Here is a 24,788-nt window from a genome sequence, read left to right on the forward strand (position 1 = left end):
TCATCATTCTACACTAGTTGAAAGGATTATAAAACGGATTTTATCCAATCTTCCGCAGATGCGAGCGCCTCTTCCAATTTTTCAGGCTGCTTTCCGCCGGCCTGCGCCATGTCCGGACGGCCTCCGCCTCCGCCTCCGCAGACTTCAGCCGCTTGTTTGACCATTTTGCCGGCGTGAAGGCCTTTTTCAATCAGGTCTTTTGTTACGCCTGCTGAAAGGTTGACTTTCTCGTTTTGCACGGCGCCGAGAATGATGACCGCAGAACCGAGCTTCGCTTTCAGATCATCCACCATAGTGCGAAGGTGGTTCATGTCTTTCGCATTTACTTTTTCAGCCAGCACTTTTACGCCGCCGATGTCTTTTACTTTAGACAGAATGGCTCCGGCTTCCACATTGCCAAGTTTGCTGAGCAATGATTCGTTTTCTCTTTGCGCTTCCTTCAGCTCCGCTTGAAGAGACTGAATTCGCTTCGGTACGTCTTTTACGTTTGATTTCAGCTCATCCGCAGCGTGCTGCAGAAGGCTGAGCTGGCTGTTCATTTCCTGATAAGCGCCTTTTCCTGTTACGGCTTCGATTCTTCGCGTACCTGCGCCGATCCCTGATTCGGATACGATTTTAAACAAGCCGATTTCAGCCGTATTCGTGACATGGCATCCGCCGCAAAGCTCCAGGCTGTAATCTCCGACTTGTACGACGCGGACGATATCGCCGTATTTCTCGCCGAACAGGGCCATCGCGCCCATTTCTTTCGCTTCATTGATCGGTTTCAAATCAATCGCTACCGGAATGCTCTCCCAGATTTTTTCGTTGACGATTCCTTCAATGCGTTCAAGTTCTTCTTTCGTCACTTGACCGAAATGAGAGAAGTCAAAACGCAGACGATTTTCGGTAACGAGTGAACCCGCTTGGTTGACATGTGTGCCGAGAACGTCTTTCAGCGCCTGGTGCAGAAGGTGGGTTGCTGTATGGTTTTTCACCACACCGCTTCTCATTTGATCTTCAACTTCAGCCGTCACGCTTGCGCCTTTTTGAATCGTGCCGCTATCCACCGTGCCTTCGTGTACATGCTGGCCGTTCGGAGCTTTTTTCACGTCTTTAATGGTTACGACAGCCTGCTCGCTTCTCAGCACTCCTCTGTCACCGATCTGTCCGCCGCTTTCAGCATAGAAAGGCGTTTTGTCAAGAAGAATTTGGACGGTATCCCCTTCATGCGCCTCGCTGATTAATTGCCCGTCATGAAGAAGTTCGATCACCTTCGCTTCAGCTTTTACGGCACTGTAGCCGACAAATGTGCTTTCTGCGGTAATGTCGCGCAATGCGCCGCCCTGCACCTGCATGCTTCCTACATCTTGGCGCGCATTTCTCGCCCGTTCACGCTGTTTTTCCATTTCGGCTTCAAAGCCTTTATGGTCAACCTTCATTTGTTCATCTTCCGCGTATTCCTCCGTCAATTCAACCGGGAATCCGTACGTATCGTACAGTTTGAATACGTCTTTTCCGGAGATGATGCCGCTGCCTTTTTCCTTCTCTTTCTTTATCACGTCAGATAAAATAGCCAGACCTTCGTTTAATGTTTCGTGGAAGCGCTCTTCCTCCGTTTTGATGACTTTGGCGATAAACTCTTGCTTTTCTTTCACCTCCGGATAGAAAGCGTCCATAATTCCTGCAACAGTCGGTACCAGCTCGTACATAAACGGACGGCTGATACCGATGGTTTTCGCGTATCGCACTGCCCTGCGCAAGAGGCGTCTCAGTACATACCCGCGCCCTTCATTTGACGGCAGAGCTCCGTCGCTTACCGCAAATGCGACCGTTCTGATATGATCGGCGATCACTTTAAAGGCCGTATCCTTCATTGCGTCCTTTCCGTAAGCATCTCCGGAAATGCGCTCTGTTGCTTCAATAATCGGCATAAACAAATCAGTGTCAAAGTTTGTCGGGACATCCTGAATCACGGAGACCATCCGTTCAAGCCCCATGCCCGTATCAATGTTTTTCTTCGGAAGCGGTGTGTACGTGCCGTCCGGGTTGTGGTTGAACTCTGAGAATACCAGGTTCCATACTTCAAGATAGCGGTCATTTTCGCCGCCCGGATACAATTCAGAATCTGACGGGTCATTGCCGTATTTCTCGCCGCGGTCATAGAAAATTTCCGTATTCGGTCCGCTCGGGCCTTCGCCGATATCCCAGAAGTTCCCTTCCAGACGGATGATTCTTTCTTCCGGAACGCCGATTTTTTCCGCCCATAGCGTATAAGCTTCTTCATCCTCAGGGTGAACTGTTACAGACAGCAGCTCCGGATCAAAGCCGATCCACTTTTCGCTCGTTAAAAACTCCCATGCCCACGTGATGGCTTCTTCTTTAAAATAATCACCGATGGAAAAGTTTCCGAGCATCTCAAAGAACGTGTGGTGGCGCGCCGTTTTCCCCACATTTTCAATATCATTTGTGCGGATTGATTTTTGCGCGTTTACAATTCTCGGATTCTCCGGCACAACGCGGCCGTCAAAGTACTTTTTCAGCGTCGCAACGCCGCTGTTGATCCACAGTAAAGACGGATCTTCATGCGGAACCAATGAGGCGCTCGGTTCAACGGCATGGCCTTTTTCTTTAAAGAAATCTAAAAACATTTGACGCACTTCAGCAGAAGTTAAGTGTTTCATCTATATTCCTCCTTATCACTACCCGAAATTCTCTTTTGCGACAGCAAAAAAGCTCTCTCCCTATGCAAACCATGCGTTCACACAGGGACGAGAGCTGTCTCGCGGTACCACCCTGATTACAGGCCGAAAAAGGCCTGTCACCTTTCATCCCGTAACGCAGGATTGCGGCAGCCTTTAACTGCACTCAGGATTAGCTTCGGCCGATCTTCTGCTGAAGCTCCTTTCAGCGTATCGGAGCTTCTCTCTTAAACAGGGCTTCGGCGTACTCATATCCGTCACTCGAGATTCGTATGTATTCTACTCGAAATTATAGACAAGCAGAACCCGAATGTCAATGTTCCGTCCTGATCCGCAAAAAGTGAATGGCCGTCACTTTTAAAACGGCTGCCGCCGGAACAGCGAGAATCATGCCGGGAATGCCCGCGAGCTCTCCTCCGGCAAGAAGCGCAAGCATGATCACGACGGGGTGCATTCTGAGACTTCGCCCGACAATGAGCGGGCTCAAAATGTTTCCTTCTATAAATTGAAGAATAAAAATCGTGACGATTACGATGATCACAGCCTTGGAGGAAATCGCCAGCGAAAGGAGCAGCGCCGGCACAGCGCCGATAAACGGACCGAAATACGGGATAACATTCGTAATCCCGATGGCAAGGCCCAAAATCAGCGGGTAAGGAAGCCCGAACAGCCAAAATGAAACACCGGCTATTAACCCGAGCAAAAAACAAACGAGAAGCTGACCGCGGATGTAATCACCGAGAGAGTCGTCCACATCCCGCAGAAATTCACTCCCCCTTTTTCTCCAGGACTTCGGCGTCAAATACCAGACCGTCTTTTTCATGACGCCTATATCCTTCACCATATAGAACACGAGAAAAGGAATCGTCGCCGCGATCAGGATATAATCAAGCACGAAACGGATGCTTCTGATCGTGCTTTCAATCGTGCCGGCAAGAAACGTTTCTGTCTGCTGAATCATTTTGTCCATCCGATGGTGCATGCCGTCAGGCCAATGATCCGTGTGATTATGCAGATGCCTCAGCATGCTGTTGTAGTTTTCGGCAAGACCGGGAATGCTCTCAGACAGATCCTGCAGCTGTTCAATTAAAACAGGAACCCCTTTATAAACCCCCCAGCCGATTCCGCCGAAAAACAGGCAATAAATCAGAAGCAGGCTTAAAGTTCTAGGCATCCCTTTTCTATGAAGCCATTCAGTAATCGGAAGTAAAAGATAAGCAATAAATACTGCGATGAATATAGGAATAAAGAGAGATTTTATAACAAGCCAAATGGGAGACCATAACATATCGAGCATGCAAAAGACATACACTGTTAACAAAACGAGCAGACATACAGCTGTCCACATTAAGAGCTGCAGCGGTTTTTGAAGCATGACGTTTCACCTCTTGCTTTATCTTTTGACAGAAAGCCGGAATTATTCCCGTTTCATAAACTACGCCTTATGACGCAGACCTCTTGACGGAAATAATTATCAGAAATTACGAAATAATCTAAATAATATTCATAAAAGTCTGTATAACCATCGTAATGTGTTAAAGGATTTCAAAACTGTCCAGTCAATATGACTCATGTTTTTTTAAGGAGGATGGCCATGATTTCATTTCAGGATGTAAATAAGCACTACGGACATTTCCACGTGCTGAAAAACATTAATCTGCACATTAAAAAAGGGGAAGTCGTCGTTATCATCGGACCTTCAGGATCGGGAAAAAGCACGCTTCTCCGCTGCATTAATCAGCTGGAAACAGTTGATGGAGGCGCCTTAACGGTAAACGGCGTCTCCATCCGTGACAAGAAAACGGATATAAATCAGGTCCGCCGGAATATCGGCATGGTGTTTCAGCATTTTCATCTGTACCCGCACAAAACCGTTCTGCAAAACATCATGCTCGCACCGATCAAAGTGCTCAAGCAATCAAAAGAAGAAGCAAAGGAAACGGCCTTATACTATTTGAAAAAAGTCGGTATACCGGACAAAGCGGACGCTTATCCTTCACAGCTTTCCGGCGGCCAGCAGCAGCGTGTCGCCATCGCCAGGGGGCTTGCGATGAAGCCCGAAATTATGCTGTTTGATGAACCCACATCCGCGCTTGATCCGGAAATGATCGGGGAAGTGCTGGATGTCATGAAAACACTCGCAAAGGAAGGCATGACCATGGCAGTCGTCACACATGAAATGGGATTCGCAAAAGAAGTGGCGGACCGCATCGTGTTTATCGACGGCGGATCTATCTTAGAAGAAGCTGCACCGGCTGAATTTTACGAAAGCCCCCGTGAAGAGAGGGCGCGTTTATTCTTAAGCCGTATTTTAAATCACTGAAAAGAAACGGAGGAGCGCTTATGTCACGCGCAACAAAATGGTTGTCATTCGGATTGATATCACTGCTGGCCGTCTTTATGCTGGCAGCCTGCGGAGGGAAAGAAACGTCCGGGGATTCAAAAGGAACGGGAAAAGACACGTTAGCCTCTATTAAAGACAGAGACAAAATCATCTTCGGCGTCAAAACCGATACGAGGTTATTCGGGCTGAAAAACCCAAGCTCCGGTGATATTGAAGGCTTCGATATTGATATATCAAAACAGCTCGCAAAAGATATTCTGGGGGATGAGAAGAAAGCGGAATTTAAAGAAGTGACGTCAAAAACGAGGATTCCGATGCTGCAAAACGGCGATATCGACGCCATCACCGCCACGATGACGATAACGGATGAGCGGAAAAAAGAAGTTGATTTCTCAGATGTTTATTTTGAAGCCGGGCAATCCCTGCTCGTCAAAAAAGGAAGCAGCATCAAAAGCACCGAAGACCTGGGAAAAGGCTCAAAAGTATTGGCGGTAAAAGGCTCCACTTCCTCACAGAACATCAGAGAAAAAGCGCCTGACGCCTCAGTGCTGGAATTTGAAAATTACGCCGAAGCGTTCACTGCGCTTAAAGCGGGACAGGGAGATGCGCTCACAACCGATAATGCGATTTTATACGGCATGGCCGATGAAAATAAACAATATCAGCTGACGGGCGAAACCTTTACCGATGAACCTTACGGAATCGCCGTCAAAAAAGGCCAATCCGGCCTTGTCAAAGAAATCAACGCCTCTTTGAAAAAAATGAAAGCCGACGGCAGGTACGAAAAAATCTATAAAAAATGGATAAAAGAAGAACCGGCAAAATAGGACGGACCGCGGGATGAGCATGCATGCTCATCCCCGTTTTATAAGGAGTGACATAGATGAACTTTTCAATTTTAACGGAAAACTTCGATATGTATATGGACGGTTTCCTGCACACATTGCTTGCGAGCTTCATCGCGCTGGCAGGCAGCTTTGCGCTGGGCGTTCTGATCGCAGTCATGAGAATCACGGCTTTCAAACCCCTTCAATGGATCGGCACTGCGTATGTGGAATTTATCCGGAACATCCCGCTTCTCCTCATCACATTCGTTTTTTATTTCGGACTTCCGAACGCCGGGCTGAGACTGGACGGCTTTCAGGCGGGAACGATTGCGCTTACGATTTACACGTCCGCCTTTATCGCAGAAGCCATCAGAGCCGGAATTCAGACTGTCCCCAAAGGGCAGATGGAAGCGGCCAGATCGTCAGGCTTCACCTACAGTCAGGCGATGAGATATATCATTCTTCCTCAGGCCGTAAAAATCGTCATTCCCCCGCTCGGAAACCAATTTCTCAACCTTGTCAAAAACTCATCAATACTCGGAGTGGTGGCGGGACTCGATTTGATGTATCAGGCGGATCTCGTGTCCTCGAGCACTCTTGTCGTGTTTGATGTCTATATTTTCGTCGCGCTTTTTTATTTGATATTAACGATCCCGCTCAGCATCGGGGTTCACTATTTGGAAAGACGTCTCGGAAAAAGTTATTAGAGAAGGAGAGTGAATAACATGGATTTTAGCGGCGCCTATACACCTGACCATCTGCTGTTTTTATGGGACGGCTTTTTGGTCACACTTTATGTTGCGCTGATCTCCATTGTCCTGAGTTTTATGTTCGGGCTTGCCGCCGGCACTTTGCGCTATGCGAACATTCCTATCGTCTCGGGCATTATAGCGGCCATTGTGGAAACCATCCGCAACCTGCCGCTGTTATTAATCATTTTCTTTACGTTTTTTGCCCTTCCGGAAATCGGGATCAAACTGGAAATTACCGCGGCCGCCATCACGGCGCTGACGATTTTTGAATCGGCCATGCTGTCAGAAATCATCAGAAGCGGTTTGCAATCCGTTGACAAAGGACAGATTGAAGCGGCGCGTTCTTCAGGACTGACGTACACGCAGACTCTTTTTCTCGTCGTCATGCCGCAGGCGCTCAGGCGTATGGTTCCTCCGATTGTGAGCCAGTTTATCTCCTTATTAAAGGATACGTCACTTGCGGTCGTCATCGCTCTGCCCGAACTGATTCATAACGCGCAGATTTTAAACGGACAAAGCGCTGACGGGGGGTATTTTTTCCCGATCTTTCTGCTGGCGGCCCTGATGTATTTCGCGGTCAATTACAGTCTGTCTCTCGCTGCCAGACGGCTGGAAGCGAGACAAACGTAAAAAGGATACTTCCGGAGAAGTATCCTTTTTTCCGCTTAAAACATTTTCATGACTCGTCTTCTCATCCGTTTCATACCTTTTTTATTCAGCATATCGGACTGAGAAGCCATACGATACATAACGGCTCCAGCTCCTAAAGCCAACAGAGAGGTCATTGTTCTGCCCATCGCGCGTATCTCCTTTCAACTTTAAAAATTGATACTGCGTTCGTCTTCAGAAAACAAATCATCAAGACTGCTTAACGTGCCGTCTTCCTCTACTTGATGTGTCGCAATTTTGCCTTTGGCCACCGTCAGCTCAATGAAGCAGCCCCAGCAATAGTATTGATTTACGCCGATTTTGCCGATATCTTTACTTTTGCAGTTCGGACATACAAGCACAGACTACACCTCTTATCCGTTCAGGACGATGCCTTCTTTCCCCGCTTCAATAAGCATATCGGCGGCGCGGCGCACTTGGCGTCTGCCAGCCAGATCTGAAAAGAAGCCGTCCGAGAGTTCATATGCTACGATTATGCCCCTGTCCAAACAAAAGTATACATCTTCCAGCAAACCGAACATTTCACCATCAGGCGATTTCACCGGCTGCATTTTAATCTGTTCAAAGGTGAAACAGCTCTTCGGCAAAGGCTGCAAATGAGCATGACCGGCAGCTACGGCTTCTTGATCCATCTCTTTTATATCACTTGCCCCTAAAAAAAGATGACGGTTGTGAAACAGGCGTTTCTGCTCCAGCACGAAACCGAGAAACCGGCCGTCCAGAGAGAAACATACATCCGATATCATCCCGAGACTGCGCCCGGTGTTTTCGTCATATACTGTTCGTCCTTCAGCTGCATGGCATGTTCTCAAAGTGTGATCAACCACCTTTTGTTGAACACGTATAGGTTTTGCCAAGAAGCCGGGCAGCATACTTTGAAATGACTTCCACAGGCGAAAACCCGGCGCATAAACATGTGCGGGTTTTATTTACGCTTTTTCTTCCATAAAGTCAAAAGGCGTGATGCCTTCCATTCCGATGTTCGCATCATATACACTGAACGGCAGCTCTTTTTGCAGGGCGGCCAGTTCTGCATCCATCTCTTCAGTCTGCTCTGTGAGCCTGTTTTTAAGCGACGTCTGTCTGACGGTGGCATCATTGTTTTTGACGCCCCATTCAAGCGCTTCTTCTTCTCCGCAAAGAATCAGGAATTTTTTGGCTCTTGTAATGGCGGTATAAAGCAGATTTCTCCTGAGCATTCGATAGTAGCCTTTGACGACAGGCAGGACGACAATCGGGAATTCGCTCCCCTGCGACTTATGAATGGAACAGCAGTAAGCGTGGGTAAACTGGCTGAAATCCTTTTTCGTAAAGGTGATTTCGTTGCCGTCAAACGAGACGACGACCATGTCTTCTTTTTCTGTATTTTCTTTGGCATAAAAAATGGACACGATTTCGCCGATATCGCCGTTAAACACATTGTTTTCCGGCTGGTTGACAAGCTGCAATATTTTATCGCCCGTCCTGTAGACGACATCTCCGAATTTCAGCTCCCGCCTTTTTTCTTTCGGCGGATTCATGATGTCCTGAAGAAGCATATTCAGCTCGTTAATTCCCGCTTTTCCCCTGTACATCGGGGCAAGCACTTGAATATCTCTGGAGGTATACCCCTTTTTTAACGCGTTCGAGACGACCTGATCCACGACTTCTTTAATCTGTGAAGAATTACAGCGGATAAATGAGCGGTCCTTTGTCGGCGCGGTCAGCCCCTTTGGAAGCAGTCCTTTTTTCATATCATGGGCAAGTTCCACAATGGATGATCCTTCAGCCTGACGGTAAATATCTGTCAGGCGCACGGTCGGCAGCACCTCAGAAGCCAAAAGATCTCTGAGCACCTGCCCCGGTCCTACTGAAGGAAGCTGGTCTTCATCACCGACAACAATGAGCTGAATGTGCTTAGGAAGCGCCTTAAACAAATGGCTGGCGAGCCAGATATCAAGCATACTCGCTTCGTCTATAATGATCAGTTTCCCTTCAATCGGCTGATCTTCGTTGTAGGTAAAGCCTTCAGCGCCATTCCAGCCGAGCAGCCTGTGAATCGTAACAGCCGGCAGACCCGTAGATTCGCTCATCCGTTTTGCGGCTCTTCCGGTCGGCGCGGCAAGCAGCACCGGAAACGCCTCGTCTTTTTTATAATCACCGGGGTCAAGGGATACGCCGTGCAGTTCACTGTATAATTCCACGATTCCTTTAATAACGGTCGTTTTCCCCGTTCCAGGTCCCCCGGTCAGTAAAAGCATCGGTGAAGACAGCGCTTTTTGAATGGCATCCTTTTGGCTTGGTGCGTATTGAACATTCATCCGTTCTTCCAGTTCACCGAGTGCAAGCAGAAATTCCGATTCAGGAAATTGATCGGCATACTCCGTCTGAGCCGCAATGTCGAGCACGCGTTTTGCGACGTTTTGTTCCGCGTAAAACAAGGACGGAAAATAGCAGCGCTCTCCTTCGATGACGATATCCTTACTCTCCCCGAGGGCGATGATGCCGTCAGCCGCATCCATTTCCGTGACGCGGCCGCCTTCAGCTGACTGATTCAGGAGCGTTTGCGTATTGATAATCAGCTGCTTTGTCTCTATGTACGTATGGCCCTCTGAAAGACAGGTCGATTCAATCGTATATAAGATTGCCGCTTTGATCCGCTCCGGGTGGTTTCCTGACAGACCCATTTTTCCGCCCAGCTCGTCAGCTTTCACAAAGCCGATGCCTTCAACGTCTTTTACAAGCTGATAAGGATTTTCCTGAATTTTCTCCAAGGTTTCCGTTTCGTAGGCCTGATATATTTTCATGGATAGCTGGGGCCCGAAACCGTATTGGTTCAGAGAGATCATAATCTGTTCAAGCCCCTGATGCCGCTGCAGCTCTCCCGCCAGTTTGTCCGCTTTCTTTTTTGACATTTTCGGCACATCATAAAGCACCGACGCATCAGCCAGAATTTTATTGAGCGCGCCGTCTCCAAGCTTTTTGACGATTTCTTCCGCCGTTTTTTTTCCGATTCCTTCAAACAGATCACTTGATAAATAGTGAATGATTCCTTCTTTTGTGGTCGGAATTTCTTTTTTAAAGTGTTCAGCCTGAAATTGCAGGCCGAACTTAGGATGCGTGGCAGTTTTTCCGTAAAATGTATAGGTCTCATCTTCTTGCAGCAGAGGGAAGTAGCCCGTTACGGATACGACCTTGTCTTCGATCGCCTCAGACGTTTCTGCAACCTTGACTTTCAGCACTGTATACAGGTTGGTGTCATTATGATAAATGACCGTATGAATGACGCCTTTTACATACGGCTGTTCTTCGATGTTCAGCTGATCCACGAGCCTTCCCTCCTTTTGTTATGACTGGGTGATAAGCTGTTTCGCATGAAGCGCAAGCATATGATCAGGCTGTATGCCAATTGCGCCTTCCAGCATCTCAAGCGCCTTTTCACGATTTTCTTTGTACGCGTAAGCGACCCCGGCATTATAAAATGCGTCCGCGTGGCCTGGATCCTGCTCGATCACCGTCTCAAACTGCGCAAGCGCTTCATCCAGCATTTCTTCATTTGCAAGACACATTCCGAACTGGAAGCGCGCTTCCGTGTCATTTTCGTTTAATTCAACGGCACGCTGCAGATACGGCAGTGCAAGCTTCGGCCGCTCTAATTTAACGAGAACGGTCCCCAGCATATAAAACAAATCTCCGTTTTCCATTCCGGAGCGAAGCGCTTTTTCAAACATATCCTTCGCTTCGGAAAACGATTCTTTCATCACATATACGTTTCCCGCACCGTAATAAGCGGCTGCCGCCGAATTGTCCAATTCAAGCGCTCTGTTATAGAATGCAAGCGCCCGTTCGAGTTCGTTCACAGAAGAAAGCAGATTTGCGAAGTTGATGTACGGCACCGGGTCTTGGCCGTTTTCCTCAATCGCTTTCGTAAAAGCCTCTGCCGCTTTTTCAAAATCGCCCTCCTGCATGGCGTCAATCCCGATTTTATTATAATCCATTTTTAACTTCCTTTCGCTAAAAAACCCCAACATGCGAGTTGAGGTTTTTTACATGTGTTATACGTACCACAGTTTTGTTCCGTCTTTATAAACGTCATCTATCGTTCCGCCGCCGAGGCACTCTTCTCCGTCATAAAAAACGACGGCTTGTCCCGGCGTAACGGCGCGTACCTGCCCGTCAAAAATGATTTCCGCTTCATCATCACCCGTCATTTTCACCGTTACTTTGTGATCTTCCTGACGGTAGCGGAATTTCGCCGTGCATGTCATTTCGCCGCCGTCCATCAGACCCGGACGCGTCCAGCTGACATTTGTCGCCGTGATCTTATCGGAATACAGAAGCGGATTATGGAACCCTTGATCAACATACAGAATGTTTTTTTCAAGATCTTTACCGACGGCGAACCACGGCTCGCCGCTTCCGCCGATTCCAAGACCGTGGCGCTGTCCGATTGTATAATACATCAGACCGTCATGACGCCCTTTTATTTCTCCGTCCATTGTCATCATATCGCCCGGCTGAGCGGGGAGATATTGGCTGAGAAACGTTTTGAAGTTGCGTTCGCCGATAAAACAGATTCCCGTGCTGTCTTTTTTCGCAGCTGTCGCAAGTTCTGCTTCTTTGGCAATTTCCCGCACGCGGCTTTTTTGCAGATCACCGATCGGGAACATGACTTTACTGAGCTGTTCCTGATTGAGCTGATTCAGAAAATAAGTCTGGTCCTTGTTTTCATCCAGACCGCGGAGCATGCGCACTGTACCTGCGCTTCTGTCCACGCGGGCGTAATGGCCCGTCGCAAGATAATCCGCGCCGAGTGACAGAGCATGATCCAAGAAAGCCTTAAACTTAATTTCTTTATTGCACATGACATCCGGATTGGGGGTTCTTCCGGCTTTATATTCATCAAGGAAATATTGAAATACCTTTTCCCAATATTGCTTCTCAAAATTGACGGCATAATACGGAATTCCGATCTGGTTGCAGACCCGGATGACGTCTTCATAATCTTCCGTCGCCGTGCAAAAACCGTTTTCGTCCGTATCATCCCAGTTTTTCATAAAGATTCCGATTACATCGTAGCCCTGCTCCTTCAGCAGAAGGGCCGCCACGGAAGAGTCCACGCCGCCGGACATGCCGACTACGACTCTTGTATCCTCCGGCCGTTTTTCCATTTGCATTCACTCCATTAAAAACATAAGTCCGCCGTTTTAAGCAAGCCGTTTAACGACGGCGGCAAGCTTTTCGGCGGCTGTTTCGATTTGTTCCGCCGTATTGCCGAGGCCGAAGCTGAGGCGGATTGACGAAGTCAGCCTGCCGCTCTCACTTCCGAACATGGCCGTAAGCACATGGGACGGAAGAACGGATCCCGCCGTACAAGCAGATCCGCTGGAGACGGCAATGCCTTCCATGTCAAGATTGACCAGCAGCGCTTCCACCGGCACACCGGGAAAGTAAAGGTTTAAAATATGAGGCAGGCATTTCTCGGCATCTCCGTTCACCTCCGCTGTAACGCCGGCTTCTTCCAGCGTGCTCATGATGATGTTCTTAAACTCCTTATACTTCGCTGTTTTCTCTTCCCTCTCACGGTTTGAAAGGACGACCGCTTCTTTTAAGCCGGCGATGCCCGGTACATTTTCCGTCCCCGCGCGGCGCTTTCGTTCCTGCTCTCCCCCAAGAAGAATCGGTGACAGCTTCACCTCTTGATTTACATATAAAAAGCCTGTCCCTTTAGGCCCGTTAAGCTTGTGACCGGAAACAGACAGCATGTCAATTCTGCTTTTTTTCACATCAATCGGCATATAACCGAATGCCTGGACGGCATCTGTGTGAAAATAGGCCTGATGCCCGCTTAACAGCTCTCCGATTTCGTCAATCGGCTGAATGGTTCCGACTTCGTTATTGCCATACATGACGGTAACAAGGATTGTATCATCACGGAGCGCTTCTTTCACCTGATTTGCACTGATCCGTCCTGAAGGGCCGGGCATGAGGTATGTCACCTCAAAGCCGTCTTCTTCCAGCTTTTCGCAGGCGTGCAATACAGCATGATGCTCAACAGCGGTCGTAATGATATGCTTTCCTTCATTCTTCCGGGCGGCAGCCGTTCCGAAAATGGCTAAATTATCAGCCTCCGTACCGCCGCTTGTGAAAATAATTTCCTGTTCTTTCGCACTGATTTCGCGCGCGATGTCCGCTCTCGCTTCATCGACCCATTTCCGGGATTCTCTCCCGAATGAATGAATGCTTGACGGGTTGCCGAAACTGCCGAAGAAATGGGGCTTCATTTCTTCGAGCACACGTTCATCCATGGGGGAAGTCGCGGCATGATCTAAATAAATCCGTTCCATTGTCTGTACACCTCTGGTTTAAATATAGAACATATAAGCTTCCTGCTCGCCGTCCGTGTAGCTCGCAAGGTCTTCTAACGTCGTGCTGTCCAGCACGTCTTTTACAGCGTCGCGGATGCGGATCCATAACTCCCGCTTGGCAGGCTCTTCATCCTCAAGCACTTCTACCGGGCTGATCGGCCCTTCCAGCACTCTGATAATATCTCCGGCCGTTATCTCTTCAGGCTGACCCCCGAGCACGTAACCCCCGTAAGCGCCTCTGATGCTTTTTACGAGTCCGGCGTTTCTGAGCGGTGATACAAGCTGTTCCAAGTAATGCTCAGAAAGGCTGTTTGTTTGGGCGATGCTTTTGAGCGACGTCGGACCGTCTCCGTGCTTTTTCGCCAATTCAATCATAATGGTGAGCCCGTATCTTCCCTTTGTCGATATTTTCAATATGAACACCCCAGTCAATTCTAATTGTTAATTTATACAAGTAAATGGATATGAATAATCTGTTTAGTATCTTATAGACCAACTGTTATTATAACATAACTTATCCTAATTTTCATTGAAACACGGGGCCCGCCGCAATTCGCTTTTCTAATCGTCCGTTTTCCGTTACCCTGTATATGTAAGGAGAGATGTTCATGAAACCATTGGCGTATCGGATGCGGCCTGCCAATATCGAAGACATTATCGGTCAGGAACATTTGGTCAAAGAAGATAAAATCATCGGCAGAATGGTGCGTGCGAAGCACTTATCATCCATGATCCTGTACGGACCGCCGGGCATCGGAAAAACGTCCATCGCCACAGCGATCGCAGGATCGACAAGCATCGCATTCAGGAAATTGAATGCCGTCATTCATAATAAAAAAGACATGGAGATTGTCGTACAGGAAGCGAAAATGTCAGGCCAGGTCATTTTAATCCTTGATGAAGTGCACAGACTTGATAAGGGAAAGCAGGATTTTCTGCTGCCCTATTTAGAAAACGGCATGATTATTTTAATCGGCGCGACGACCGCCAATCCTTATCATGCCATTAACCCGGCCATCAGAAGCCGGACCCAGATATTTGAGCTTGAACCGTTAACACCCGATCTGATCAGGCAGGCATTGAAAAGAGCGCTCACAGATGAACACCGGGGACTCGGTTCCTACAGCGTTTCGGTGGACGACGACGCGATGGATCATTTCGCACAAGGGTGCGGAGGAGACGTCCGCTCCGCTTTGAACGCACTGGAGCTTGCCGTGCTCTCCACAAAGGAATCAAGCGACGGCACGATCCGAATTATACGGGAAACGGCGGAAGAATGTCTGCAGAAAAAAAGCTATACCCATGATAAAAACGGCGATGCGCATTATGACGTCTTATCCGCGTTCCAAAAATCGATCCGGGGCTCGGACGCAAACGCCGCCCTTCATTATTTGGCCCGTCTGATCGAAGCCGGAGACCTTGAAAGCATATCAAGAAGGCTTCTCGTGATCGCCTATGAAGATATCGGCCTCGCAAGCCCGCAGGCAGGCCCCCGGGTGCTGAGCGCGATTCAGACCGCAGAACGGATCGGCTTTCCGGAAGCAAGAATTCCGCTGGCCAATGCGGTAATCGAATTATGCCTCTCGCCGAAATCAAACTCCGCCATTTCAGCCGTTGATGAGGCGCTCAAAGACATCAGGACGGGTAAAATCGGCGATGTGCCGAAACATTTAAAAGACGCCCACTATAAAGGGGCCCAAGAGCTCGGACGCGGGATCGGCTATCAATATCCCCACGATTTCGAGAACGGATGGGTCGAACAGCAATATTTGCCCGATCCGTTAAAAAACAAGCAATACTATAAACCGAAACAAACGGGGAAATTTGAAGCCGCCATAAAGCAAGTGTATGAAAAACTGATGAAGCAGAAAAAATAACCGGACAAGATCTTTCGTGTAAACGGCGGATTCAAATAAAAAAACAGCCTTTCCTGAAGAAGGCTGTTTTTCTTTTTACTTATCTTTAACCCGTTTAATGTCGATGTCCTTTAAGAGCTCCATGACAACATGTCCGCCCATAATCAGACCGGCCACTGACGGAACCCAGGCGTTGGAAGACGGCGGCATTTGCGCTTTGCGGATTTTCGCTTCATCATTCCCGACTTCTTTTCTGACGTCTTCACGGATGACGATCGGGCTTTCATCAGAAAAAATGACCTGTACGCCTTTTTTAATGCCCTCTTTACGAAGCCTTGTGCGGACGACTTTGGCAATCGGATCAGTATGGGTTTTTGAAATATCAGCAATCTGAAAGCGTGTCGGGTCTGTTTTATTCGCAGCTCCCATGCTTGAAATCAGCGGAACATTCCGTTTCAGACATTCTTTCATCAGATGAATTTTATAATGAATCGTATCCGACGCGTCAATGACGTAATCGAGCGGATACTCAAAGAACTGCTCATACGTCTCTTCTGTATAAAACATTTTTAAGGCGACGACGTCACAATCCGGATTAATATCAGCGATCCGCTCTTTCATCAATTCTGTTTTCGGCTGTCCCACCGTCGACAAGAGCGCATGCAGCTGGCGGTTTACATTTGTAATATCAACATCATCTTTATCGACAAGCACGATCCGCCCCACTCCGGACCTCGCCAATGCTTCGGCTGCGAATGAACCGACTCCGCCGACGCCGAGAACGGCCACCGTGCTGTTTTTTAACGTGTCCAGCCCTTCTTTTCCAATCGCTAGCTCATTTCTGGAAAACTGATGTAACAAGAACCTCACTCCACATTCTGGTTTTATAAACTCGGCTTGTCAAAAAGCCGCTGGTTTTAGCGCACAAAAAATAAAGTCCCAATTGTGCCGTTGCAGCTTTCCTTCGTTTTGAACCCGCTCTCAGCAGGTGGGTGCCCTTTTTTAAATCTTGTAAGTCCTCTTTAGCGAATGAAAAGAGGCATGTACGCCATTTAAAAATGCGGGCTCCCAAATCAAAAAAATGTTCGGTCAAAACTAGGTGTACAACTAACACATCAGGACTTTATTTAACTTGTCAAAATCATATCACAGCAGATTTTGATTTTCAAGAAACAAACTGCCGATCTTTACTGTTTCACTTTTCTTTTGACAGAAAGGTGAAGTTCTTCAAGCTGGGCGTCGCTCACTTCGCCGGGCGCTTCCGTAAGAAGGCAGCTTGCGCTTGCCGTTTTCGGGAAAGCGATCGTATCTCTTAAGTTAGTGCGGCCTGCAAGAAGCATAACCAACCGGTCTAAGCCGAGCGCGATTCCGCCGTGCGGAGGAGCACCGTATTCAAAGGCTTCAAGAAGGTATCCGAACTCCTCCTCCGCTTCTTCTTTTGTAAAGCCGAGAAGCCCGAACATTTTTTCCTGAACGTCTTTTTCAAAAATACGGATTGAGCCTCCGCCGAGTTCATAGCCGTTTAAGACGAGGTCGTAAGCCTGCGCTTTCATATCTTCAGGCGCCGTTTCAATCAGGTCAAGATCTTCACGGACAGGCATTGTAAACGGATGGTGAGCCGCATAGAAACGGCCTTCTTCCTCGTCATGCTCCAATAACGGCCAGTCCACAACCCACAGGAAGTTGAAGAGGCTTTCGTCAATCAGGCCGCGTTCTTTGCCGAGCTTTAAGCGAAGCGCGCCGAGGGATTGAGCCACAACCTCAAACTTATCAGCGCCGAACAGGAGCAGATCGCCTTCAGAAGCATCAAGCGCTTCAGCCAGTTTTGCCTGCTTCTCTTCATCAAAGAATTTCGCAATCGGGCCTTTTACGCCGTCAGCTTCAATTTTCACCCAAGCGAGACCTTTCGCGCCGTAATTTCCGGCAAAAACGCCAAGCGCATCGATATCTTTTCTGGAATAGTCGCCGGCAGCGCCTTTGACATTGATCGCTTTTACAACGCCGCCGTTTGCCACAGCTGATGAGAACACCTTAAATTCAGTATCTCTCACTATGTCTGACACGTCCGTCAGCAGCATGCCGAAGCGGGTATCGGGTTTGTCGGAACCGTAGCTGTTCATCGCTTCTTCATATGTCATTCGCGGAAGCGGAAGCGATACTTCAACGCCTTTTGTTTCGAGCATGACTTTCGCCATCATCTCTTCCGCCAGAGCCATGATGTCCTCTTGACTCATAAAGGACATTTCAATATCAATCTGCGTAAATTCCGGCTGGCGGTCGGCACGCAAGTCTTCATCGCGGAAGCAGCGGGCCACTTGATAATACCGTTCAAAGCCCGACACCATCAGAAGCTGTTTAAAAATCTGCGGCGATTGCGGAAGGGCGTAAAATTCCCCTTCATGCACCCGGCTCGGCACTAAGTAATCACGGGCGCCTTCGGGAGAACTTTTTGTTAAAATCGGTGTTTCAATATCAAGAAATCCGTTTTCATCCAAGAAATGGCGGATGGATTTTGTGACTTGATGCCGCATTTGCAATGTTTGAAACATCGCCGGGCGGCGCAAATCCAAATAGCGGTGTTTTAACCGGACGTCTTCAGAAACCTCAGCCGCCTGGTCACTGATCGGAAACGGAGGCGTTTTCGCCGTACTGAGCACCGTCACCGCTTCAGCTTTGATTTCAATTTTACCGGTTTTCAGGTTGGGATTCACCGTGCCTTCTTCACGGGCAGAAACCGTGCCTTCGATATCAAGCACATATTCGTTTCTGATTGCTTCCGCTGCGGCAAGGGCTTCCTTCGATACGTCAGGGTTGAACACGACTTGCACAATACCCGAGCGGTCACGCAAATCAATGAAAATCAAGCCGCCGAGATCGCGCCGCTTCTGCACCCACCCTTTCAGTTTGACGGTTTCGCCAATCGCTTTTTCAGTTATCTCGCCACAATAATATGTTCTTCCAAACATAGCGTTCCTCTCCTTCACTGCTTTTGATCTGCCTTTAACACTTGTATCAGCTCGTCTAACACCACTTCACGCTGCTCTCCTGTTTCCGCATCTTTTACATTGATTTTATTTTGGGCAAGCTCATCTTCCCCTAAAATCGCAATAAAACGTGCGCCGAGACGGTCAGCCGTTTTGAATTGGCCCTTCATCTTTTTATTTTCATAATCGATTTCACTTGAGATGCCCGCTTCTCTCAGTTTGTACACGAGGGAAACGGAATAATCCTTCGCTTTTTCTCCGAGCGTCACGATGTAGCAGTCGATCCCCTGATTGACGGGAAGGTCTGTTTTCTCAGCGTCAATGGCTGCCAGCAGTCGTTCGATGCTCATCGCAAATCCGATACCCGGCGCTTCAGGTCCGCCGATCTGTTCAACAAGCCCGTCATAGCGGCCCCCGCCGGCAAGGGTTGTAATCGCTCCGAATCCTTCGGCATTGCTCATAATTTCAAAAGCGGTATGGTTATAATAATCAAGCCCTCTGACAAGGTTCGGATCTATTTCGAACGGGATGCCGAGACCGTTTAAGTATTGTTTTACTTTCTCAAAATAAGCGGCTGATTCTTCATTTAAGTAATCAAGAATGGACGGAGCCGTTTTCATCAGTTCATGCTCTCTGTCTTTCTTGCAGTCAAGAATTCTGAGCGGGTTTGTGTGCAGACGCGACTGGCAGTCTGAGCAAAATTCTCCGATGCGCGGTTCAAAATGTTTGACGAGCGCTTCCCGGTAGGATTTGCGGCTCTCCTGGTCACCAAGGCTGTTCAGCACAAGCTTGACATGTTTCAAACCGGCTTTACGGTAAATACTCATCGCAAGCGCAATGACTTCTGCATCCACGGCCGGATCTTTGGAGCCGATCGCTTCAATTCCGAATTGATAAAATTGGCGGAAACGCCCTGTCTGCGGACGTTCGTAACGGAACATCGGTCCGACATAATAAAGCTTCGTCGGCTGCACCGGGTTCGCAAATAATTTATTTTCATTGAACGCGCGGACTGCGGCGGCTGTTCCTTCCGGCCGAAGCGTCAAGCTTCTCCCTTTACGGTCTTCAAACGTGTACATTTCTTTCTGCACGATATCTGTAGACTCACCGACGCCTCTTGCGAATAATTCCGTATGCTCGAAGATCGGCGTGCGGATTTCTTTATATTGATAAGTGCGGCACGTCTCCCTCATAATTTGTTCGACGAACTGCCATCTGTCTGATTCACCCGGCAGTATGTCCTGTGTGCCTCTTGGAATGTGATATGCCATGTTACAGGCCTCCTTAATGTCTTTCTTCAAATAAAAAAACTCCCGCTCCTACTATACATGTATAGTAGGGACGAGAGTTATACCCGTGGTGCCACCCTAGTTGGAATGCCGAAGCATCCCCGCTCTGACCTTTAACGCAGGTTCACGTCCGCTGCCTAATGACTTGCAAAAGCGTTCAGCAGGGAACCTCCGGAGTGTTGTTTCGAGAAAGATGCAGTGCGGATCCGCTTTCAGCCCGGGACGGTTCCTCTCTTTTCCATGCATTCTGACCTACTCTTCTCCATTATCGGTTCAAAATCGTTATCATGAGTTATGTACATCAATTTCTATTATAATAATGGGATTGCACTCCCCTGTCAAGTTTTATTCCGTCTGTTTTTCCTTGCGACCGCTTCTTTCGATAAGAGACCGAACTCCGTCGCCGTCTCTTCAAGAAAACCCGCCTTTTCTCTATCGCTCTGATCACTGAAATGCAGATTTCCTTCCGCATCGTGCAGCGCGCGCCCCATTTTTGGTTGATATTTCATGATTTGCACACCTTTTCGCTGTATTTATGACTAGTATAAACAAACCATTTTATTTTTATTTAACATTCAGCAAGGAAAATACGATATTATACAAGAATGTATTTTAGTTAGTTCAGAAAGGAGGACAGCCATGAAGAAGAGAACTCTTGCTCTTATTTTATGCGGCGTCATCATCACAGCGCTTCTTCCGTCATTTCACACCGCAATCGCCGCAGAGGGAGAAGCGGTCATCGCGACAGACAAGATCAATGTCAGAGGCGGTCCCGGCCTGAGCTACGGAATAAAGGCTGAAGTAAAAAAAGGGGAAAGATACCCGATCGTTAAAGAAGAGGGAGACTGGGTACAGCTTCAGCTGAGCCCCGGTAAAACCGGATGGGTCGTTTCCTGGCTGATATCAAAAACAGCCGGGGGAGCAGACAATTCATCCGCAACAAGCGGAACGGTCACTTCCACCGATCCTGACCTCCGCATCAGAAAAGGCCCGGGGACATCGTATGAAGTCATCGGCAAACTTCCGCAAGGCGCGCATGCATCCGTGCTGGACAAGAACAGCGGATGGGTGAACATTTCTTATCAAGGCACAACCGGGTGGGTTTCTTCCGAATACGTCACCGCGGACAGCGGCGGATCGGATACGAAAGCAACTTCGGCCCGAAGCGGGTCAAAAAGCGGAACGGTCGGCGTTTCTTCATTGAATGTCAGAAGTGCAGCGTCACATGATTCAGCGATTATGACTAAATTATCACGCGGAACAAAGGTTTCCATCTTAAGTGAAGACCACGGCTGGCTGAAAATTGAAGCAAACGGTCAAAAAGGCTGGGCAGCAAGCCACTACATCATAAAGGATTCTGACTCATCGGGCAGCGCATCCGGCTCGGGAGACGGTTCTGCGGGCTCAGGCTCCTCGAAAAAAGCGTATATTGTTTACGGCGGCACCAACTTAAGGAGCTCGGCCTCGACTTCCGCTTCTATCGTAAAAAGAGCAGATAAAGGCGCAGCCTACCCGATTGTCGGCTCAAGCGGCAAATGGTATGAAGTCCGGCTTGAAAACGGACAAACCGCATATGTGGCAGACTGGGTCGTACAAACGTCAAAAAGCGGTGAGGAAACAGGCGAAGCACCTTCTCCCAACACGTCAGGCGGCAGCGGCTCACTTAAAAACAAAACGATCGTCGTTGATCCCGGACACGGAGGAAAAGACAGCGGAACGATCGGCTACTCCGGAAAGTTTGAAAAAAACGTAACGATTAAAACAGCTAAGCTGTTAGCCGGAAAATTGAGAGCGGCCGGTGCAAACGTGTATATCACCAGACAGGATGATACATTTATCAGCCTGCAGGCCAGGGTTTCAACCTCTCATTACCGGAATGCGGATGCCTTTATCAGCATTCACTATGACAGCTATGCCGATACGTCAACGCGGGGAAGCACGGCTTATTATTACAGTCCGTCTAAGGACCGCCAGCTTGCCTCAGACGTCCATTCTGAAGTAGTGAAGCGTTCCCCTATTCCTGATCGCGGCGTTCTGTTTGGCGATTATTACGTCCTGAGGGAAAATAAACGGCCTGCCATGCTGTATGAGCTCGGCTATCTCAGTCAACCGCAAGAAGAAACAATCATACATAGCGGCTCTTATCAGGAAAAAGTGACAGACGGAATTGAAAGCGGATTGGAACATTATTTTCAATCATAAAAAAAAAGCTGCCGAACGGCAGCTTTTTTATTGTTTAGAATCCATAATCAATGTAATCGGCCCGGAATTCGTCAGCTGAACATCCATCATGGCTCCGAATATTCCGGTTTCCACTTTGACTCCTTTTTCCCGAAGGAGTTCGTTCCACTTTTCATAAAGGAGCACAGCCTGATCCGGTTTAGCCGCATTCATAAAATTCGGGCGTCTCCCTTTCTTTGTTTCGCCGTAAAGCGTAAACTGGGAAACGGATAAAATCTCCCCGCCCGTATCCAAAAGCGATAAATTCATCTTGCCGCTTTCATCATCAAATATCCGAAGATTCACGATTTTATCCGCCAAGTAAGCGGCATCTTCTTCTGTATCTTCATGAGTGATGCCGACAAGCGCCATAATACCGGGTCCGATCCGGCCGGCGACAGCGCCGTCAACCGTCACACTCGCTTCTGTTACACGCTGAACAACTAATTTCATAGCAAGCTCCTTTTAGTTCATTACCCGCCGGACTGAATAGATGTCTCTGATCTGCTTAATCCGCTCGACCACTTTGTGCAGATGGTTAATGTTTTGAATAAAAATCGCCATATGAATCGTAGCGACTTTATTGCGGTCGGATTTGCCGGAGACAGAGGAGATGTTGGTTTTCGTTTCATTTACGGCTTGGAGCACCTCATTTAAAAGCCCGAGACGGTCATACCCCAAAATCTCAATCTCAACGTTATATTCTTTGCGTCTTTGAACCTGTGATTCATGCTCCCATTCAACGGGAATCAGACGTTCCTGCGCTTCATTCGTTTTGACGTTCGGACAGTCATCCCGGTGAACGGATACACCGCGCCCTTTTGTAATAAAACCGACGATATGGTCGCCCGGCACCGGGTTGCAGCATTTCGACAAGCGGACGAGAAGGTTGTCAATGCCTTTTACGCGCACACCCGCTTCCCGTTTTCTCCCTTGAGGATAATGTTTCGGCTCGGAAGTGACTTCCTGAACGATTTTTTCCTGCTCTTCCTGGTCACGCAGCTTCCGTTCTTTTTCGGTGAGCCTGTTGGCCACCTGAAGAGCGGTAATGCCGTTATATCCGACCGCCGCGTACATATCCTCTTCATTTGAGAAATTGAACTTGTCGGCAACTTTTTGAAGATTTTCGAGCGTTAAAACATCTTTCACTTCAAAATCAAGATTTTTAATTTCTTTCTCGACAAGCTCACGGCCTTTTTCGACATTTTCTTCACGGCGCTGTTTCTTAAAGAATTGGCGTATTTTGTGTTTCGCCTGGGACGTCTGCGCCAGTTTGACCCAGTCTTGGCTCGGACCGTAAGAATGCTTGGACGTCAGAATCTCGACGATGTCGCCCGTCCGGAGCTTATGGTCAAGCGTCACCATTTTTCCGTTCACTTTCGCCCCGATTGTTTTGTTGCCGATCTCTGAGTGGATCCTGTAGGAAAAATCAATCGGCACAGAGCCTGACGGCAGTTCAATGACATCGCCTTTTGGCGTAAATACGTATACCATGTCAGAAAACAGATCGATTTTCAGCGATTCCATAAATTCTTCCGCATCGGTAGACTCGTTTTGGAATTCCAAAATTTCACGGAACCAGGACAGTTTTTTCTCAAATGTCGCTTCTTCGTTTGCAGCCTTGCCTTCTTTATAAGCCCAGTGTGCGGCCACCCCGTATTCAGCGATCTCATGCATCTCAAACGTTCTGATCTGCACTTCCAGCGGATCGCCTTTAGGCCCGATTACGGTCGTATGCAGAGACTGATACATATTCGGCTTAGGCATCGCAATATAATCTTTGAATCTGCCAGGCATCGGCTTCCAGCACGTATGAATAATGCCGAGTACGGCGTAGCAGTCTTTAATGCTTCCGACAAGAATACGGACGGCGAGCAGATCATATATTTCATTGAACTGTTTATTTTGCAGCGCCATCTTGCGGTAAATGCTGTAGATGTGCTTCGGACGTCCTGAAAAGTCCGCTTTAATATTCACTTCTTCAACGCGTTTTTTCACTTCATTGACAACCTCTTCGACATAAAGTTCGCGTTCCGCGCGCTTTTTCTTCATGAGGTTGACGATTCTGTAATATTGCTGAGGATTCAAATAACGGAGAGCGGTGTCTTCCAGCTCCCATTTGATCTTAGAAATCCCGAGCCGATGGGCCAGCGGAGCGAAAATCTCCAGCGTCTCATTTGAAATTCTCCGCTGCTTTTCCTGCGGAAGATGCTTTAACGTCCGCATATTGTGAAGGCGATCCGCCAGCTTGATCAATATGACTCTGATATCCTGAGCCATAGCGACAAACATTTTTCGATGGTTTTCCGCCTGCTGCTCCTCTTGAGATTTATACTTAATTTTACCGAGCTTCGTCACGCCGTCGACAAGCATCGCCACTTCTTCAGAAAATGCTTCCTTCAGGTCGTCGAGGGTGACATCCGTGTCCTCCACCACATCATGCAGAAATCCGCCCGCAATTGTGGAAGGGTCCATTTCCAGATCGACGAGGATCCCCGCCACCTGAATCGGATGAATGATGTACGGCTCACCTGATTTGCGGTACTGTTCGCGATGCGCGTTTTGCGCATACAGGTAAGCTTTCTCAACAAACGCAATCTGCTCCTCCGGCAGATAAGTGCGCGCTTTATCTATTACTTGCTCGGCAGTCAATACTTGTTCGTTCGCCATGGAATCACCTTTTTTAAATGTAAACTGTATTAGTTTATTATCAAGAAAAAAACGAGAGATGTAAAGGGCAGAAGTTCAAAACACCTAAAGAATCTGTCAGGATGATGAAATAATAGGAAAAAAGCACCCTGACACGAGTGCTTTTTTCC

General features: G+C 48.2%; 22 protein-coding genes, 1 other RNA gene and 2 other annotated features. Of the genes, 6 read left to right on the forward strand and 17 right to left on the reverse strand.

Annotated features, from left to right (window positions below):
* Positions 1–26 precede the first annotated feature (26 nt).
* Both alaS and HAP68_RS12660 read right to left on the reverse strand, forming a co-directional pair.
* Positions 27–2,663 carry an alanine--tRNA ligase gene (alaS, locus tag HAP68_RS12655; protein WP_003152748.1) on the reverse strand — a complete coding sequence of 879 codons (2,637 nt, stop codon included), beginning with the start codon at positions 2,661–2,663 and terminating at the stop codon, positions 27–29.
* Positions 2,664–2,743: 80 nt separating this feature from the next.
* Positions 2,744–2,951, reverse strand: a binding site (T-box leader).
* 43 nt (positions 2,952–2,994) lie between these two features.
* The gene (locus HAP68_RS12660; protein WP_003152747.1) at positions 2,995–4,056 is read right to left on the reverse strand and encodes an AI-2E family transporter; all 1,062 of its coding nucleotides are present in this window, start codon (positions 4,054–4,056) and stop codon (positions 2,995–2,997) included.
* A 219-nt stretch (positions 4,057–4,275) separates the two neighbouring features.
* Between HAP68_RS12660 and HAP68_RS12665 the strand changes: the two genes are divergently transcribed.
* From HAP68_RS12665 to HAP68_RS12680, 4 genes are read left to right on the forward strand one after another with little or no spacing between them, the layout of a single operon-like run.
* The gene (locus HAP68_RS12665; protein ID WP_003152746.1) at positions 4,276–5,004 is read left to right on the forward strand and encodes an amino acid ABC transporter ATP-binding protein; all 729 of its coding nucleotides are present in this window, start codon (positions 4,276–4,278) and stop codon (positions 5,002–5,004) included.
* Positions 5,005–5,024: 20 nt separating this feature from the next.
* On the forward strand, positions 5,025–5,852 hold the full coding sequence (locus tag HAP68_RS12670) for a transporter substrate-binding domain-containing protein (protein ID WP_003152745.1): 828 nt from the start codon (positions 5,025–5,027) through the stop codon (positions 5,850–5,852).
* Positions 5,853–5,908: 56 nt separating this feature from the next.
* Complete coding sequence (locus HAP68_RS12675; RefSeq protein ID WP_003152744.1) at positions 5,909–6,559, forward strand: amino acid ABC transporter permease; 651 nt, start codon at positions 5,909–5,911, stop codon at positions 6,557–6,559.
* Between the two features lie 18 nt (positions 6,560–6,577).
* Complete coding sequence (locus tag HAP68_RS12680) at positions 6,578–7,234, forward strand: amino acid ABC transporter permease (RefSeq protein WP_024085646.1); 657 nt, start codon at positions 6,578–6,580, stop codon at positions 7,232–7,234.
* 35 nt (positions 7,235–7,269) lie between these two features.
* On the opposite strand, the gene HAP68_RS12685 is transcribed toward HAP68_RS12680, so the two are convergent.
* From HAP68_RS12685 to cymR, 8 genes are all read right to left on the reverse strand, one after another.
* The gene (locus HAP68_RS12685; RefSeq protein WP_003152741.1) at positions 7,270–7,401 is read right to left on the reverse strand and encodes a YrzQ family protein; all 132 of its coding nucleotides are present in this window, start codon (positions 7,399–7,401) and stop codon (positions 7,270–7,272) included.
* 21 nt (positions 7,402–7,422) lie between these two features.
* Entirely contained in the window at positions 7,423–7,614 is a 192-nt protein-coding gene (locus HAP68_RS12690; protein WP_003152738.1) for a hypothetical protein, read from the reverse strand.
* Between the two features lie 12 nt (positions 7,615–7,626).
* On the reverse strand, positions 7,627–8,085 hold the full coding sequence (locus tag HAP68_RS12695; protein WP_003152735.1) for a PRC-barrel domain-containing protein: 459 nt from the start codon (positions 8,083–8,085) through the stop codon (positions 7,627–7,629).
* A gap of 117 nt (positions 8,086–8,202) precedes the next feature.
* Positions 8,203–10,581, reverse strand: coding sequence for an SF1B family DNA helicase RecD2 (gene recD2 / locus HAP68_RS12700; RefSeq protein WP_014305491.1), 2,379 nt, complete (start codon positions 10,579–10,581; stop codon positions 8,203–8,205).
* An 18-nt stretch (positions 10,582–10,599) separates the two neighbouring features.
* A complete protein-coding gene (locus HAP68_RS12705) occupies positions 10,600–11,220 on the reverse strand; it encodes a tetratricopeptide repeat protein (protein WP_088005508.1) in 621 nt (206 codons plus the stop codon).
* A gap of 87 nt (positions 11,221–11,307) precedes the next feature.
* Positions 11,308–12,423 (reverse strand): tRNA 2-thiouridine(34) synthase MnmA, encoded by a 1,116-nt coding sequence (gene mnmA, locus HAP68_RS12710; RefSeq protein ID WP_024085647.1) that lies wholly within the window; start codon positions 12,421–12,423, stop codon positions 11,308–11,310.
* Positions 12,424–12,459: 36 nt separating this feature from the next.
* Positions 12,460–13,599: a cysteine desulfurase family protein gene (locus HAP68_RS12715; RefSeq protein ID WP_003152731.1), complete on the reverse strand. Its 1,140-nt coding sequence runs from the start codon at positions 13,597–13,599 to the stop codon at positions 12,460–12,462.
* Positions 13,600–13,617: 18 nt separating this feature from the next.
* Entirely contained in the window at positions 13,618–14,034 is a 417-nt protein-coding gene (gene cymR / locus HAP68_RS12720) for a cysteine metabolism transcriptional regulator CymR (RefSeq protein ID WP_003152730.1), read from the reverse strand.
* Positions 14,035–14,228: 194 nt separating this feature from the next.
* On the opposite strand from cymR, the gene HAP68_RS12725 reads away from it, so the two are divergent.
* The gene (locus HAP68_RS12725) at positions 14,229–15,497 is read left to right on the forward strand and encodes a replication-associated recombination protein A (protein WP_024085648.1); all 1,269 of its coding nucleotides are present in this window, start codon (positions 14,229–14,231) and stop codon (positions 15,495–15,497) included.
* 75 nt (positions 15,498–15,572) lie between these two features.
* Here HAP68_RS12725 and HAP68_RS12730 read toward each other — a convergent pair whose 3' ends face one another.
* The 5 genes from HAP68_RS12730 to HAP68_RS12750 form a co-directional block, all read right to left on the reverse strand.
* On the reverse strand, positions 15,573–16,337 hold the full coding sequence (locus HAP68_RS12730) for a tRNA threonylcarbamoyladenosine dehydratase (protein ID WP_003152728.1): 765 nt from the start codon (positions 16,335–16,337) through the stop codon (positions 15,573–15,575).
* A 71-nt stretch (positions 16,338–16,408) separates the two neighbouring features.
* Positions 16,409–16,601, reverse strand: a non-coding RNA gene (gene ssrS / locus HAP68_RS12735) — 6S RNA.
* Positions 16,602–16,663: 62 nt separating this feature from the next.
* Positions 16,664–18,442 carry an aspartate--tRNA ligase gene (gene aspS, locus HAP68_RS12740; RefSeq protein WP_024085649.1) on the reverse strand — a complete coding sequence of 593 codons (1,779 nt, stop codon included), beginning with the start codon at positions 18,440–18,442 and terminating at the stop codon, positions 16,664–16,666.
* A 14-nt stretch (positions 18,443–18,456) separates the two neighbouring features.
* A complete protein-coding gene (gene hisS / locus HAP68_RS12745; protein WP_003152726.1) occupies positions 18,457–19,731 on the reverse strand; it encodes a histidine--tRNA ligase in 1,275 nt (424 codons plus the stop codon).
* A gap of 63 nt (positions 19,732–19,794) precedes the next feature.
* Positions 19,795–20,027: a binding site (T-box leader), on the reverse strand.
* Between the two features lie 60 nt (positions 20,028–20,087).
* A complete protein-coding gene (locus tag HAP68_RS12750) occupies positions 20,088–20,258 on the reverse strand; it encodes a YrzK family protein (protein ID WP_003152722.1) in 171 nt (56 codons plus the stop codon).
* Between the two features lie 130 nt (positions 20,259–20,388).
* Between HAP68_RS12750 and HAP68_RS12755 the strand changes: the two genes are divergently transcribed.
* Complete coding sequence (locus HAP68_RS12755) at positions 20,389–21,951, forward strand: N-acetylmuramoyl-L-alanine amidase family protein (RefSeq protein ID WP_015387900.1); 1,563 nt, start codon at positions 20,389–20,391, stop codon at positions 21,949–21,951.
* 27 nt (positions 21,952–21,978) lie between these two features.
* Here HAP68_RS12755 and dtd read toward each other — a convergent pair whose 3' ends face one another.
* Positions 21,979–22,422, reverse strand: coding sequence for a D-aminoacyl-tRNA deacylase (dtd, locus tag HAP68_RS12760; RefSeq protein WP_007408194.1), 444 nt, complete (start codon positions 22,420–22,422; stop codon positions 21,979–21,981).
* 12 nt (positions 22,423–22,434) lie between these two features.
* On the reverse strand, positions 22,435–24,639 hold the full coding sequence (gene relA / locus HAP68_RS12765; protein ID WP_003152716.1) for a GTP diphosphokinase: 2,205 nt from the start codon (positions 24,637–24,639) through the stop codon (positions 22,435–22,437).
* Between the last annotated feature and the right edge of the window lie 149 nt (positions 24,640–24,788).

The organism is Bacillus sp. Bvel1 (assembly GCF_014872755.1).
Classification (GTDB): domain Bacteria; phylum Bacillota; class Bacilli; order Bacillales; family Bacillaceae; genus Bacillus; species Bacillus velezensis.

What these genes read in the sequence shown, in the direction of transcription:
- alaS (WP_003152748.1), bottom strand. Translation starts at nt 2,663, where the DNA reads ATGAAACACTTAACTTCTGCTGAAGTGCGTCAAATGTTTTTAGATTTC.
- HAP68_RS12660 (WP_003152747.1), bottom strand. Translation starts at nt 4,056, where the DNA reads ATGCTTCAAAAACCGCTGCAGCTCTTAATGTGGACAGCTGTATGTCTG.
- HAP68_RS12665 (WP_003152746.1), top strand. Translation starts at nt 4,276, where the DNA reads ATGATTTCATTTCAGGATGTAAATAAGCACTACGGACATTTCCACGTG.
- HAP68_RS12670 (WP_003152745.1), top strand. Translation starts at nt 5,025, where the DNA reads ATGTCACGCGCAACAAAATGGTTGTCATTCGGATTGATATCACTGCTG.
- HAP68_RS12675 (WP_003152744.1), top strand. Translation starts at nt 5,909, where the DNA reads ATGAACTTTTCAATTTTAACGGAAAACTTCGATATGTATATGGACGGT.
- HAP68_RS12680 (WP_024085646.1), top strand. Translation starts at nt 6,578, where the DNA reads ATGGATTTTAGCGGCGCCTATACACCTGACCATCTGCTGTTTTTATGG.
- HAP68_RS12685 (WP_003152741.1), bottom strand. Translation starts at nt 7,401, where the DNA reads ATGGGCAGAACAATGACCTCTCTGTTGGCTTTAGGAGCTGGAGCCGTT.
- HAP68_RS12705 (WP_088005508.1), bottom strand. Translation starts at nt 11,220, where the DNA reads ATGCAGGAGGGCGATTTTGAAAAAGCGGCAGAGGCTTTTACGAAAGCG.
- mnmA (WP_024085647.1), bottom strand. Translation starts at nt 12,423, where the DNA reads ATGGAAAAACGGCCGGAGGATACAAGAGTCGTAGTCGGCATGTCCGGC.
- HAP68_RS12715 (WP_003152731.1), bottom strand. Translation starts at nt 13,599, where the DNA reads ATGGAACGGATTTATTTAGATCATGCCGCGACTTCCCCCATGGATGAA.
- HAP68_RS12725 (WP_024085648.1), top strand. Translation starts at nt 14,229, where the DNA reads ATGAAACCATTGGCGTATCGGATGCGGCCTGCCAATATCGAAGACATT.
- aspS (WP_024085649.1), bottom strand. Translation starts at nt 18,442, where the DNA reads ATGTTTGGAAGAACATATTATTGTGGCGAGATAACTGAAAAAGCGATT.
- hisS (WP_003152726.1), bottom strand. Translation starts at nt 19,731, where the DNA reads ATGGCATATCACATTCCAAGAGGCACACAGGACATACTGCCGGGTGAA.
- HAP68_RS12750 (WP_003152722.1), bottom strand. Translation starts at nt 20,258, where the DNA reads ATGAAATATCAACCAAAAATGGGGCGCGCGCTGCACGATGCGGAAGGA.
- HAP68_RS12755 (WP_015387900.1), top strand. Translation starts at nt 20,389, where the DNA reads ATGAAGAAGAGAACTCTTGCTCTTATTTTATGCGGCGTCATCATCACA.
- dtd (WP_007408194.1), bottom strand. Translation starts at nt 22,422, where the DNA reads ATGAAATTAGTTGTTCAGCGTGTAACAGAAGCGAGTGTGACGGTTGAC.
- relA (WP_003152716.1), bottom strand. Translation starts at nt 24,639, where the DNA reads ATGGCGAACGAACAAGTATTGACTGCCGAGCAAGTAATAGATAAAGCG.